The sequence below is a fragment of the Dactylosporangium sp. CA-152071 genome (assembly GCF_050936335.1).
In the GTDB taxonomy this organism is placed as follows: Bacteria; Actinomycetota; Actinomycetes; order Mycobacteriales; family Micromonosporaceae; genus Dactylosporangium; species Dactylosporangium maewongense.
On record NZ_JBNJMZ010000002.1, the window covers coordinates 1,879,374 to 1,892,757 of the forward strand.

Consider the following 13,384-nt stretch of genomic DNA (forward strand, 5'->3'; position numbering starts at 1 on the left):
GGCCGCCGGCGTCAGGCGAGCGGGACCGGCGCCGGAACCTCGCACGTGCTGCGGACCGTCACCGCGGCGCCGGTCTCGGCCGCCGTGTGCAGACACTCCATGACGTCCAGGACGTGGTAGGCGAGCTCGCCGTTCGCGCGGGGCGGCGCGCCGGAGCGCAGCGCCTCGGCGAGATCGGCCACGCCGGTGCCGCGTCCCGCGTCGCGGTAGCCGGCCCGCTCCGGCAGGCGCGTCCAACCGTCTCCCGAGGCCGAGGCCGACGTGAACACCTCCACCGGGCCGTCGAAGTGGTTGGGGTCGGGGACGCTCAGGGTGCCGTCGGTGCCGTACACCTCGATGCGCGGCAGCCGGCCGGCCCACACGTCGAAGCTCATCATGATGGTGGTCAGCGCGCCGCCGGCGTGCTCCAGCACGCCGGTCTGGTGGGTCGGGACGCGCACCGGGAACACGGTCCCGGCGCGGGGGCCGTCGCCGATCGTGCGGGTCGCGCGCGGGGTCGAGGCCAGGCCGGTGACGCGACGGACCGGGCCGAGCAGGGTGACCAGCGCGGTGAGGTAGTACGGGCCCATGTCCATCAGGGGGCCGCCGCCGGGCTCGTAGTAGAACTCCGGGTCGGGGTGCCAGCGTTCGTGGCCGGGCGTGACCATGAAGGCGGTCGCGGCGACCGGGACCCCGATCTCGCCCGCGTCCAGCGCGGCACGGGCGGTCTGGACGCCGGTGCCGAGCACGGTGTCGGGTGCGCAGCCGACGGTGCGACCGGCGGCGCGCGCCGCGTCGAGGATCGCCCGCCCTTCGAGCGTGGTGGCGGCGAGGGGCTTCTCGCCGTAGACGTGCTTGCCGGCGGCGAGCGCGGCCAGCGCCACCTCGGCGTGCGCCCGGGGCACGGTGAGGTTGAGCACGAGGTCGACGGCGTCGTCGGCCATCAGGTCGGATACCGACACCGCCTGTACACCGGCGAAATCCGCGGCCAGGGCGCTCGCCCGGTCGGCGGCGAGGTCCGCGACCCGCGTCAGGGCGACGCCGGGCAGCCGGGCCAGGGTGGTGGCGTACTGCCGGCTGATCTTCCCAGCGCCGACGATGCCGACCCTCAACGGCTCGCCCATGCCAGCCCCCGCATGATGATCTCGTCGTGCTCGGGGACCTCGAGGTCCTTGAGCTCGTGGCCGACGGTGGTGACGAAGACACGGCCGGCGCCGAAGCGGGTCGTCCACACGACCGGCACCGCGACGGAGTCGACGACGGTGACGGCGTGGACCTCGATCGCCGGGTCGACGTGCACCTGGTACCGCTCGGTGTGCACCGTGAACGGCGGGATGCCGGCCACGACCGGGTGGGTGCCGATCGGGGTGACGTCGTACGTGACGAACTCGGCCGGGTGGTGCACGAACTGGCCGCCGGTGATGCGCTGGTAGTCCGGCGAGCCGCGGAACGAGTCGATGATGCCGCCGTGCCAGCCGGCGAGTCCGGTGCCGGCCCGCACGGCGGCGGCCAGTCCGGCGACCTGCTCGCCGGTGGCCGTGCCCATCGTCCAGCAGTGCACGACGAGGTCGGCGCGGCGCAGCAGGTCGGCATCGAGGTACGTGTCGAGGGTCCCGGACGTGACGACCTCGTGCCCGAGCTGGCGCAGCCTGGTCACGTAACGGTCGGTGGCCTCGACGGGGCGGTGCCCCTCCCAGCCGCCGCGGACCACGACGACGGTACTCACGAGCTCCGCCAGGTGTGCACGGGCGTGAAGCCGAGCAGTTCCCGGCACAGGTGGGTGGAGACGGGCACGGCGTATCCCTCCAGCGTCTCGGCGAGCATGGCTGAAGGGTGATACTCCGCCAGCAGCCGCGCCGTCGGCAAGGTCGCCGTGGTGTCGGGCGCGGCCACGTTCACCACGGCGTGCCCCTCCAGCGGCGCGGTGAGGGCGGCGGCGACCGCGGATACGGCGTCGCGGGTGTCGAGCCAGCTCCACAGGTCACCGCGGTGGCCGCCGAGGTCGGCGGCCACGTGGTCGAGGTGGTGGCGCAGCCGGGCGCCGGTGCCGATGAACGGCAGGCGCAGGCTGACCGCGGGGATGCGGCACCGGTTGCTGACCGTCGCGGTGACGAGCTCGCCGACCCGCTTCGACAGGCCGTAGGGGTCGTCGCCGACGTACGGGTGGTCCTCGGTCAGCGGCAGCCGCACCGGCGAGGCGCCGCGCCCCGACCAGGCCAGGCCGACGGCGGAGAGGCTGGAAACGTACACGATGCGCCGCACGCCGGCGGTCGCCGCCGCCTCGAGGAGGTGGTACGCGGAGCCGACGTTGTTGTCGAACACGTCGGGCTCGACCGGGGCCGGGATCGCGGCCGCGTGCACCACCGCGTCGATCCCGGCCACGAGCCCGTCCAGGCTGGTGTCGCGCAGGTCCCCGGTGACGGTGTCGTCGGCGATGCCGGCCGGTGGCGGGGTGCGGTCGTGAGCGCGCACCGAGTGCCCACTGGCCAGCAGACCGGCCACAACCGCGCGGCCGAGCATCCCGGCGGCGCCGGTCACGAGGATCTTCACGTGGCGTCCGCGACGAACGTGGCGGTCAGCGCGACCGGGGCGGTGACGGTGAACGGATAGGTGGCCGCCGTCGACACCACGACTCCCCCGGCGCTCCAGCCGGTGAACCGGAAGCCCCTGGCCGGCCGCGCCACCGCGGTGACCACGGTTCCCGGCTCGTAATGACCGGGGCGGGTCGCGTTCCCGGTGAGCCGGACGGTGCCGGCGCCGTCCGGGACGGCCGTCACCTCGTGCTCGACGATGTTGATGACCATGACGTTGTACAGCGTCACGGCGCCCTGGCTCGTCGCGCCGTTGTACCGCATGAGATTCACGACGCTCGCCCGCCCGCCGTCGACCCGCACGGTGTGGCCGTCGCCGCCGAGGTTGTCGGTGCCGAGGTTGACCACCCGCACGTCACCGGACTTCACCACGAGGCCGTTGTGCAGACCGTAGCCGAACGCACCCGCGACGGTCAGCCGGCGGGCGCCGTCGACCGTCACCAGGTCGGCGTTGGTGCGCGTCCAGGCGTCGATGACCTGCGGGAACAGGTCGGCGCCCAGCACCCAGCGGGGCACCGCGAAGCCGGTCCGCACGAACGTGTTGCCGTTGGACAGCACGCCCTCGACGTGCCCGTCGGCGCCGCGGGCGGTGACGCCGTGCCGCACGAACGTGCCCTTGATCTTCCGCACGAGGAACCGGTCGCCGGTCATGTCGAGCGCGTTCCAGGCGTTGGGCAGGCCGAGGTTGACCGCATAGGTGCTGTCGCCGAGGCCACGCACGACGTACGGGTAGGGCACCAGGCCGCCGGGCGCCGCGGGGTTGTTCTCCGGGTGGAACACGCGCAGCCCGGCGACACCGGCCCGGTCACCCCGTAGCGTGATCGCGGCCGGGTCGGTGTCGGCTGTGGCGCTGCCCCGGCCGGCGAAGGCCCAGAGCACGGTGCCGCCGCTGCGGCCGTCCTCGTCGCGGTTGGGCACCGGCGAGGCACCGAGCAGCTGGACCCCGGCGGGCACGCTGAGGCGCCCGGCGAGGTGGTACCAGCCGGCGGGCAGGTAGACCACGCCGCCACCACGACCGGCCTTGTCCAGGGCCCGCTGGATCGCCGGGGTGGCGTCCGCGGCGGGCAGGTAGCCGTTGCCGTGCGGCGCGTCCGCCTGGACCAGCACCCGTCGCGCCGGGCGGGTGGCGGTGCGGCTGCCGTCGTCGTCCGGCAGCGCGCCGTCCATCTGGTGCACGGTCCCGCGGACGGCGCCGCTCACCTGCGTGCCGGTGAGCTTCACGTAGCCGCCGCCGTTGTTGACCACGGCCGCTTCGTCGCCGCGCAGCTGACCGCCGGCGATGGCCAGGCCCCACCGCTCGTCGAACCTGTCGACCTGCAGCGCGACGCCGGTCCGCTCGATGCGCACCCGGTCGAACACGCCGGTGAACTCGGCCCGCAGCCCGGCCACGACGTGGATGCCGATGCGGTATTCGGCTGCGGCGAGGCCGGTGAACTGGTCCCACTCGAGGTCGCCGAGGACGAACCCGGTGCCGTTGGCCCGGGTCCAGGCGTCCACTGTGGAGCGCGCCGGCGGCTGGTACGCGGCCGGGGCCTGCGCCCAGTAGGCGTTGCTGAACCGGACGTCCTCCCAGGTGCCGACATCCGCGCCGTTGTACGCCTCGACGCCGCGGTAGAGCACGGTGCCGCGGACGTCGCGGACGGTCGCCGACTCGTGGGTCTGGCCGTTGCCGGGTGGGCGGCCGCGTTCGTCGCGCATGGTGCTGATGCCGATGCCGCGGAACGAGTTGAGCATCGTCACCTCGGCGACGGTGCTCATCATGTAGTTCTCGTCGGCGCCCGAGGCGCCCTTCCAGGCGCTGCCGGGGATCTCGAAGGTGAAGTTGTAGTGCACCGGGGCGGTCGCGTTCTGCCGCGGGTAGTAGGTGGTGAGCCCGACGACGCCGGCGCTGCCGCCGATGCGGAACAGCACCGGGCCGGCGTCCCCGGACGGCAGGTCGGCGCTGACGACGGTGCCGTAGGAGCCGCCGCCGCTGTCGGGGTCGCGGCGGTCACCGCGCAGGGTGCAGAACGCCGGCACCTCGACCGTGCCGGTGACCCGGTAGGTGCCCGCGGGCAGCCAGACGGTCCCGCCGCCGGCGTCGTAGCAGTCCCAGAGCGCCGCCTGCAGGGCGGCGGTGGCGTCGCGGCGGCCGGTGCCGTCCGCGCCGTACGCGGTCGCGTCGAAGTCGGCGACGACGACGTCCCCGGTCGGGAAGCGGGTGTCGACGAGCCGCGGCGACGGCGTCACCGTGCGCCGGTCACGGATCTCGAACGCGGCGACGTCGACGTGGTCGAGCCCGGCGGCGTACGCGGCGACGCTCAGCCGCACATACCGCGCGCTCGTCTCGGCGAAGCGGGTGCGCACCGCCTGGCCGCCGTTGTGCCCGGCCTCGGTATACCGCACGCCGTCGGTGGACAGCTCGACGCGGTAGTCGGGAGAGAACGCGCCGCCCCACCGGACGAACACCTCGTCGACCGGGCGGGCCGCGCCGAGGTCGGCACGCAGCCACGCGCCGGTGCCGCCGCTGGTCCACACGGTGCCGGGATCGCCGTCGTTGGCGTTGCCGGGCGCCGACCCGGCGGCGGTGGCGCTCGCGGTGAGCAGCGCGGCGCGGGCGAGGTCGGTGTCGACCGCGGACGAGCGGAACGCCCCGAGGACGTCGTACAGGTCCCGCAGCGCGGCGCGGATCCGCTCCTCGGTCGCCGCGGCGTCGTCGTGGACGGCCCGGGCGCGGCCGATCGCGGCGGCGAGGGTGGCCTTGGCGCCGGCCGGGAACTGCCCGTCGCGACTGCCTTCGCGCGCCGCGTAGTGGGCGAGGTCGGCGGCGGTGACGAGGTCGCGCAGCCCCGCTTTCGCGTCCAGCTGCCGCGGCACGACGGTGACCCGCACCGCGGCGATGGTGAGCTCGACCGGGGACCCGTCGTGGGTGATGCGGAGGTCGGCGCCGTTGGTGCGGTTGGTGAGCACGGCGTCGTCGAGGACGAAGTCGTGGGTGCGCCACTGCCCGGTGTCGCCGTACGTGACGGCCGCCGACGGCTTGAACCGGTCGGGCAGGCTCTCGCCGGGCGAGTCGTAGTGCAGGTACAGCGTGCCGCTGCCGGCGTCGAGATAGTCGACGCTGACGAGGACGATGTCGCGGGTGTCGTAGGCGTAGCCGTCGGCGACGTTGAGGTACACATAGTTGGTGCCCGGCGCGGGCGCGGCGGCGTTGGTCCGCCAGAAGCCGCGGCCGGCGGCCGTGCCGGTGACGAGCCCCGCCTCGTTGTCGCCGGCCCGGGCCGACAGCCCGGTGTCCGACGCCGTGGGGCCGAGGACCGCCTGCGGCCCGCTCGCGGTGATCCGCACCTGGGAAACGGTGATGTCGGCGGCGCCGCCGAGCCGCAGCTCACCGGCGGCGAGGTCGGCGCCGGCGAGCCCGATGGCGGCGAGCTTCCACGTGCCGGTGCCGGCGAGCTCGGCGACCGTCGTCGTCTGCCCGGCCGCGGTGCGCAGGGTCAGGGCGCCGGTCCCGTCGTCGTGGTAGGTGACGACCACGACCAGGCTGTCGCCCGCGACGGACGCGGCGTAGCCGGTGTCGGCGGTCAGCCCGAGGTACGTGGTGCCCGCGGCCACCTGCGTCTGCCAGTAGCCCTTGCCGTCAAGGGTGCCGGTGCGAAGCCCGGTCGCGGCGTCGCCCGCGCGCACGGACAGCCCCAGCGTGCTCGGGACCGGGCCCAGGTCGGCGCCGACCCCGCGCGGGTACATGACCGGCCCTGGTCCGGCGGCCGCGGCGGTGCCGGGGGCGACGAGCGCCACGACGAGCAGGACGAGGAACAGAAGTCTGCGGGATGTCATGCCTTCACCGCTCCCATGAGGCCGTTGACGACGTACCGCTGCGCGGCGGCGAACAGCAGGATCACCGGGATGACCACGATCAGCGCGCCGGCCATGAGCACGTTGTAGTGCTGCACCGCGCCCGACTGCAGGTTCTGCAGGGCGATCGGCAGCGTGTACGTGTCGGGGTCGTTGAGCGAGACGCGGGTGAGCAGGTACTCGTTCCACGTCGGGATCGCGGTCAGCACGGCGATGGTGATGAGCACCGGCCGGGCCAGCGGAAGGTAGATGGTGCCGAAGATGCGCAGCTCGCCGGCGCCGTCGACGCGGGCGGCCTCGCGCAGCTCGGCCGGGACCGCCTCGAAGGCGTTGGTGAGCATGAGGACGGCCAGCGGGGCCGAGCCGTTGACGAACGGCAGGATCAGGCCCCAGTGGCCGCCGAGCAGCCCGAGCCGGTTCTCCAGCAGCACGATCGGCAGCAGGACGGCGACGCCGGGGACGAACAGCAACGCCATGAACATCCGGTACAGCGCGGTGCGGCCGGGGAACCGCAGCACCGCGAACGCGTAGCCGGCGGCGGCGTAGATGGCCAGGACCAGCACCACGGTCAGCGCGGTGACCTTGATGCTGTTGAGGAAGTAGTCGAAGAAGTGCAGCTCCTGCCAGGTGTCGACGATCGTGCGCAGCGTCGGGCGGTGCGGGATCAGGTGCCCGCCGGCGACGACCTCGTACTGGTCCTTGAACGCGGCCGAGACCATCCACAGGAACGGGTAGAGGCTGATCGCGGCGTACAGCACCAGCAGCGCACCGACAATGATCCGCGCGGTCCAGCTCCGTACGGCGGTCATGTCGCCCGCCGCATCACGCGCAGGTTGACCGCGGCGAGGACGAGCGCGGCGACGAACAGCATCCAGCCCAGCGCGCTGGACAGGCCGAGCGTCGGGTCGAGCTGGGAGAGGAACGCGAGCCGGTAGGTCTCCAGGCCGAGCACGTTGGTGTGGTTGCCGGGCCCGCCGTTGGTCATGATGAGGAACGTCTGGAAGCCCTGCAGCGAGTCGCGCAACGCCAGCAGGACGACGATCGCGGTGATGGGGCGCACCAGCGGCCACACGATGTCGCGGGTGACCCGCCACGGTCCGGCCCCGTCGATCTGCGCCGCCTCCGTCAGGGCCGGGTCGACCGCCTGCAGGCCCGCGAGGTACAGCATCATCGACACCGGCACGGCCGACCACACGGTGATGACGATCAGCGTGGGCAGCGCGGTGTCCGGGTTGCCCAGGAACCCCTGCGGCTGGCGCAGGCTGCCGAGGCCGAGCGCGCCGAGCAGCGCGTTGACGGCGCCGTCGGGTTGCAGCACGTACTGCCATGCGAAGTACACGGCGATGCCGGCGGTCACCTGCGGCACGAAGTACACGGAGCGCAGCAGCGTGCGCAGCCGGCGCACCGAGTTGAGCAGCACGGCGAGGGGGAAGCTGACCACGACGGTGAGCACCGGCACGGTCAGCATCACCCAGAACGTGTTGAGGGCGGCCTGGTGCACCCGTGGTGCGTAGCGGGGGCTGGCCCACAGCAGGTCGGCGTAGTTCTGCAGGCCGACCCAGATCCAGTGCGGCTGGAAGCCGTTCCAGGTGGCGAAGCTCAGCGAGAAGCCGTAGACGATGGTGTAGACGCCCATCACCAGGAACAGGCCGATGGCGGGCAGGACGAAGGCGTAGCCCCAGACCGCCTCGCCCGGGGCCCGCCTCTTCGGTTGACTCGCCACCGTCATTACTGCTTGGCCCAGTAGGAGTCGATGACCTTCGTCATCTCGGCGCCGGCCTGCTCCGCCGACTTCTTCGCCAGCGGCGTGTAGTCCATCAGCGCCGAGGCGACCGTGGGGCCGTCGTAGCTGTTGGGCCGGTAGGAGGTGTCGCCCGGGTTGTACGCCGACGGGCCGGAGCCGAACGCCTTGATCATCGCGCCCAGGGCGGGGCCGACGGCGGCGGCCGGGTCGGCGCCGAGGTCGGTCGGCGGGACGTCGAGGGCCTCCTTGGCGAACGTGGCGGACACGTCGGCCTTGGCGAGGTACTTCAGCCACTGGATGGCGCCGGCCCGGTTCTTCGTGGTCGAGGAGACCGACACACCGGTGAGCGTGAACGGGGCGAGGGTCATGTTCTTGATGGCACCGGCGGCCGGCACCGGCACCGGGAACGTAATGACGTTGCCGGCGTCCATGCCGTTCTGGGCCAGGAACGCCAGGGTGAACGTCCCGCCGATGTCGAATGTGGACTTGCCCTGCGCGAAGGCGAGGTCGGCGGCGTCGATGTCGAGGCTCTGGGTGCCCGGGTGCCAGTACGGCTGGACCTGCCCGTAGGTCTGCAGCGCCTGCACGCCGGCCGGGGAGGAGAACGTGCCGGCCTTGTCCTTGCCGAACAGGGCGTGGAACTTGTCGGCGCCGAGCATGCCGTACGCCATGGGCTGCAGGAACCATTCCAGCCCGGTCGTCGGCGACTTCAACCCGATGCTCACGCCGCCGTTGTCGGGGTACTTCGCCTTGACCTTGCCCAGGGCGGCGATGAACTCCTCCCAGGTGGCCGGGGCGCCGGTGACGCCGGCGTCGGCGAGGCGCTGCTTGTTGGCGTAGACGATGCCGAACGTGCCGACGGTCAGCGGGACGCTGAAGCGCTGGCCGAGCTTGATCCCGTGGGTCTTGGCGTCCTGGGCGAGGGACTGCTTGTAGTACTGCTCGGTGACGACGCCGTCCTGGCGGACCGCCGGCAGGTAGCCGGCCAGCCATGCGTCGTCGACGTCCTTGGCGAGGTCGGTGAGCAGGCCGGGGGCGCCGAACGCGAGGTCGTCGCCGTTGGTGTGCACCTCGAGCAGGTCGGGCAGGTTCTTGGTCTGCGCGGCGGCCTGCACCTTGGTGACGAACGCTTCGTCGGGGCCGTAGGCCTCGACCTTCACGGTGATGCCGGACTCCTTGGCGAAGGAGTCGGCGACCTTCTGCAGCGCCTTGACGTGCGACTGCTTGAACGTCCACATCGTCAGCGTCTTGCCGCCGCCGGACGTGTCGTCGCCGCCGCACGCGGCGGTGCCCGTCGCGGCGAGGGCCAGGGTTATCAGGGCGGCCAGAGCCGGCCGCCACGCGCTTCGTGGGGGTGTCATCGCGCGGCCTTCGCGTCTGGGGCGCCATCGACGGGCGCCACTTGCCGAGAACGTAAATCGAATTGATGTACTCTGTCAATCCATGGACGAACTTCGGTACGATCCTTCGAAACTCATCGCTGCGGCGCCCTGGCCCGCCCCGGCGGACGCCGCCCGGATCACCCGGGTCCGCACCTTCCTGTGCGGGCCACAGGGCTGCCCGTACCTGATCGTCCGGGTCGAGACGAACCAGCCCGGCCTGTACGGACTGGGCTGCGCCAGCGACCCGCAGCGGACCCTGGCGGTGCGGTCCGTCCTCGACGACTACCTCGGCCCGCTGCTGCTCGGCCGCGACGCCGGCGACATCGAGGACATCCACCGCCTGCTGCGCAACGCCGGCTACTGGCGGGGCGGCTCGATCGCCGGCAACGCCCTCGGCGCCGTCGACGTCGCGCTGTGGGACATCAAGGCCAAGGCGGCCGGCCTGCCGCTGTACTCGCTGCTCGGCGGCCGGGCACGGCACGGCGCCGCGGCCTACACCCACGTCGACGGCGACGACCCGGCCCGCATCGCCGAGGACGTCCTCGCGGCCGCCGAGGCCGGCTACCGGCACGTCCGGGTCCAGGTCGCGGTGCCCGGCGTGCAGAACTACGGCACCGCGTCCACCGGCAGCGCGTGGGACCCCCTGGCGTACCTGCGGCACGTCCCGCCCGCCCTGGCCGAGGTCCGCCGGCGGGTCGGCGACGGCGTCGAGCTGCTGCACGACGCGCACGAGCGGCTCACCCCGGCCCAGGCGGTCCGGCTGGTCGCCGCGCTCGCCGGCGCGCGGCTGTTCTTCCTCGAGGACGCCCTCGCCCCCGAGGACAGCGACCACTTCCCGCGGCTCGCCGCCGGCTCAGCCGGCTCGGTGCCGCTCGCCGTCGGCGAGCTGTTCGACGACGTCGGGCAGTTCCTGCCGCTGCTGACCGCGCGGGCGATCGACTTCGTGCGGCTGCGCATCCCGACCCTCGGCGGCCTGACCCCGGCGCGCAAGCTCACCGCGGCGTGCGAGCTGTTCGGGGCCCGGATCGCCCCGCACGGCCCGGGCGACGTGAGCCCGGTCGCGCAGGCCGCCAACGTCGCCCTCGACGTGTCGACGCCCGCGTTCGGCGTGCAGGAGGCGGCCCGGTTCCACGACGCCACCCTCGAGGTGTTCCCGGGCGCTCCGATGCCGGTCGGCGGGGTCCTGTACCCGTCGGAGTCCCCCGGCCTGGGCGTCGACTTCGACGAGTCGGCGGCGCGCCACCACCCCGCTCCCCCGCCGCTGCGGCACGACCGCTGGGCCCTCGTCCGGGGCGTCGACGGCGCCGCAGAACGCCCCTGACCGCCGTTCTCAGCCGAGCAGCAACGAATGGGGCTGGGCGGAGAGGAACTGCTCCAGCACCAGGCAGGCGGCGCCGATCGCACCGACGTCGATGCCCAGCCCGGTCGTCGTCACCACCGTCGGATGGATGCGCTCCACGAACGGCGAGCTCTCCACGATGCCGGGGACGATCGCCATGAACCGGTCGGCCAGCAGTGGCCAGATCGGCCCGCCGAACACGATCATCTCCGCGTCCACCAGCGTCGCCGCGGCGCTCACCCCCCGGCCGACCCGCACCGCCCAGCGGTCGATGATCTCACCGGCGGTCCGGTTGCCGGCCTTGGCCTGCCGGCACAGCGCGCGCAGGCTCTGCTCGGCGTCCCGCGGCCCGGCCGGCTTGGACTCCGGCCCGAGCACACCCTCCTCGATCGCCTCGGCGACCAGGGCGTTCGTGGTGCAGGCGGCGTACAGCCCGCCGACCTCGCCGGCGTTGCCGGACAGTCCGCGCAGCACCACGTCGTCGACGACGAGCCCCATGCCGGACCCGGTGCCCAGGTAGAAGAACAGGAAGTTGCCGGTGCCGGTGGCCGCGCCCGCCCAGCGCTCGGCGACGGCGGCGGCGATCACGTCCTTGTCGAGCAGCACCGGCAGCCCGGTCGCCCCGGCGAGATGGTCGCGCAGCGGCACCCGCCCCCAGCCGACCAGCTCGGGCGGCGCGATGACCAGCCCCGCCGCCACGTCGACCGGGCCCGGGGCGGCGATGCCCAGCCCGAGCATCGCTTCCCGGGCCACCCCGGACTCGGCCATCAGGGCGTTGATCGAGTCGCCCATCTCCGCGAGGGTGTGATCCGGATCCGCGGCCGGCGGCGTCGGCCGCTGCGCGCGGGCCACCACCCGGCCCAGCAGGTCGAGCACGACCATCGTCACGACGGCCGGGTCGAGGTGCACCCCGACCGCGTACCGCGCCTCGGCGTTGACCTGCAGCAACCGGCGCGGCTTGCCGCTGCCCGTGACCCGCGTGCCGGCCTCGTGGGCCAGCCCCGAGTCCAGCAGCCGCCGGCAGATGTTCGACACCGTCTGCGCCGACAGGCCGGTCGACTCGATCAGCTCGACCCGGCTGAGTCCCTCGGGCACCCGGCGGATCGCGTCGAGCACCACCGACTCGTTGAAGTCGCCCATGCGCGGCAGGTTGGTGCCGCGCCGCATCGGCAACTGTCTGCCCATCGCCATCCTCTGCTCGCCCGCCCGGAGGAATTTATCCATCGAATTGATTTAGCCTAACATCGACCGTCGCCGGTGCCCGGCGCCAGGCTATCGCCCCGCCCGGGCGACGGGCGCGGTCCTCCCGGCCGTGGCGTCGCTGCGGGCTTGCGGCACGCCGTCCGGGCAGCGGCTTCAGGACGGGGCGCGGCGGCGGTAGTACCTGGCCTGCCGGTCGCGGTGGGCGCAGGACTCGTGGCAGTACCGGCGGCGCGGGTGGTGCTGCACGAAGAACAGGCAGCAGTCCGGGGTCTCGCAACGGCGCAGCAGGCGGGCCCGGCCGTCGGTGAGCAGTCCGGCGCAGGCGGCTGCCAGGGCGCCGAGCAGCGCCGCGTCGCCGGTCGCGGCGCCCCGGTCGTCCGCCACCAGCTCGCCGGTGGGCTGCCGGGTCAGGTGCGGGTACGTCGGCGCCTGCGCCGCGGCCGCGTTCACGTGCGCGATCGCGGCGGCGGGTGGTGCGGTGCCGGTGACCGCCGCCGTGAAGAGCGCATGGATGCTGTCGCGTAGCTCCCTGGCGGCGGCCGTGTCGCGCGCCGGTCGCGCGCCGGCGGTGGTGAACCACAGCCTGGACAGCTCGGCCGTGCCGAGGAAGTCCTCGCCGCCGTGCAGCGTGTTGACGAACTCCACCACCAGCGGCTCGGTGCCCAGGATCGGCAGCTCCTCGTCGTGCATGCGGAATATTCTATGCTGACGGTAAGACGATGCTGTTACCGTCAGCGGCATGATGACCTGGCGGCACGTCACCCCGCGGGACTTCCCGCTGCTGGCCCGGTGGCTGGCGGCACCGCACGTGGCCCGGTGGTGGAATCACGAGACGTCGGCGGAGGCCGTGGAGCGCGACTTCGGGCCCTCCGCCCGCCGCGAGGAGCCCAACGAGGACCTCCTGGCGCTCCTGGACGGCCTACCGCTCGGGCTGGTGCAGCGCTCGTTCTGGCACGACTACCCCGAATACGTGCGGGAGATGGCGCCGACCATGACGGTGCCGCCGCGGGCGATGACGATCGACTACCTGATCGGCGACGTGGCGGACGTCGGGCGCGGGATCGGCACCCGCATGATCCGCTCGGCGCTCGAGCACCTGTGGGCCGGGCACGGCGACGCCGAGTGCGTGATCGTGCCGGTGCACGCCGACAACATCGCGTCGTGGCGGATGCTGGAGAAGGCCGGCCTGATCCGCGTCGCCCACGCCGAGCTGGAGCCCGACAACCCGATCGACGACCGGCGGCACCACGTCTACCGGGTGGACCGCCCCACGGCCTGACCGCCGGCGGCGCGGCCCCGTTCGGGTGTCGTG

General features: G+C 73.4%; 11 protein-coding genes. 2 read left to right on the forward strand and 9 right to left on the reverse strand.

Going from position 1 to position 13,384, the window contains the following annotated elements; genetic code table 11:
- Positions 1–11 precede the first annotated feature (11 nt).
- Genes ACQEVZ_RS48235 through ACQEVZ_RS48265 form a run of 7 tightly spaced genes read right to left on the reverse strand, consistent with a single transcriptional unit; the run spans position 12 to position 9,509 of the window.
- Positions 12–1,103: a Gfo/Idh/MocA family protein gene (locus tag ACQEVZ_RS48235; RefSeq protein WP_433381305.1), complete on the reverse strand. Its 1,092-nt coding sequence runs from the start codon at positions 1,101–1,103 to the stop codon at positions 12–14.
- The gene (locus ACQEVZ_RS48240) at positions 1,088–1,705 is read right to left on the reverse strand and encodes a ThuA domain-containing protein (RefSeq protein WP_344500140.1); all 618 of its coding nucleotides are present in this window, start codon (positions 1,703–1,705) and stop codon (positions 1,088–1,090) included. Before ACQEVZ_RS48240 ends, ACQEVZ_RS48235 begins: the two co-directional genes overlap by 16 nt.
- A complete protein-coding gene (locus tag ACQEVZ_RS48245; protein ID WP_433381309.1) occupies positions 1,702–2,529 on the reverse strand; it encodes an NAD-dependent epimerase/dehydratase family protein in 828 nt (275 codons plus the stop codon). The genes ACQEVZ_RS48240 and ACQEVZ_RS48245 overlap by 4 nt, the downstream gene beginning before the upstream one ends.
- Entirely contained in the window at positions 2,526–6,386 is a 3,861-nt protein-coding gene (locus ACQEVZ_RS48250; protein ID WP_433381312.1) for a glycosyl hydrolase family 28-related protein, read from the reverse strand. Before ACQEVZ_RS48250 ends, ACQEVZ_RS48245 begins: the two co-directional genes overlap by 4 nt.
- Positions 6,383–7,213: a carbohydrate ABC transporter permease gene (locus ACQEVZ_RS48255; RefSeq protein ID WP_433381315.1), complete on the reverse strand. Its 831-nt coding sequence runs from the start codon at positions 7,211–7,213 to the stop codon at positions 6,383–6,385. The genes ACQEVZ_RS48250 and ACQEVZ_RS48255 overlap by 4 nt, the downstream gene beginning before the upstream one ends.
- The gene (locus ACQEVZ_RS48260; protein WP_433381318.1) at positions 7,210–8,127 is read right to left on the reverse strand and encodes a carbohydrate ABC transporter permease; all 918 of its coding nucleotides are present in this window, start codon (positions 8,125–8,127) and stop codon (positions 7,210–7,212) included. Before ACQEVZ_RS48260 ends, ACQEVZ_RS48255 begins: the two co-directional genes overlap by 4 nt.
- A gap of 5 nt (positions 8,128–8,132) precedes the next feature.
- Complete coding sequence (locus ACQEVZ_RS48265; RefSeq protein WP_433381321.1) at positions 8,133–9,509, reverse strand: ABC transporter substrate-binding protein; 1,377 nt, start codon at positions 9,507–9,509, stop codon at positions 8,133–8,135.
- An 82-nt stretch (positions 9,510–9,591) separates the two neighbouring features.
- Between ACQEVZ_RS48265 and ACQEVZ_RS48270 the strand changes: the two genes are divergently transcribed.
- On the forward strand, positions 9,592–10,851 hold the full coding sequence (locus ACQEVZ_RS48270) for an enolase C-terminal domain-like protein (RefSeq protein ID WP_433381324.1): 1,260 nt from the start codon (positions 9,592–9,594) through the stop codon (positions 10,849–10,851).
- Between the two features lie 9 nt (positions 10,852–10,860).
- Here the strand turns inward: ACQEVZ_RS48270 and ACQEVZ_RS48275 are convergent, their stop codons facing one another.
- Entirely contained in the window at positions 10,861–12,054 is a 1,194-nt protein-coding gene (locus ACQEVZ_RS48275; RefSeq protein ID WP_433381327.1) for an ROK family transcriptional regulator, read from the reverse strand.
- Positions 12,055–12,225: 171 nt separating this feature from the next.
- Positions 12,226–12,762: an ABATE domain-containing protein gene (locus ACQEVZ_RS48280; protein ID WP_433381330.1), complete on the reverse strand. Its 537-nt coding sequence runs from the start codon at positions 12,760–12,762 to the stop codon at positions 12,226–12,228.
- A 49-nt stretch (positions 12,763–12,811) separates the two neighbouring features.
- On the opposite strand from ACQEVZ_RS48280, the gene ACQEVZ_RS48285 reads away from it, so the two are divergent.
- A complete protein-coding gene (locus tag ACQEVZ_RS48285) occupies positions 12,812–13,351 on the forward strand; it encodes a GNAT family N-acetyltransferase (protein ID WP_433381333.1) in 540 nt (179 codons plus the stop codon).
- The last annotated feature ends 33 nt before the right edge of the window (positions 13,352–13,384 follow it).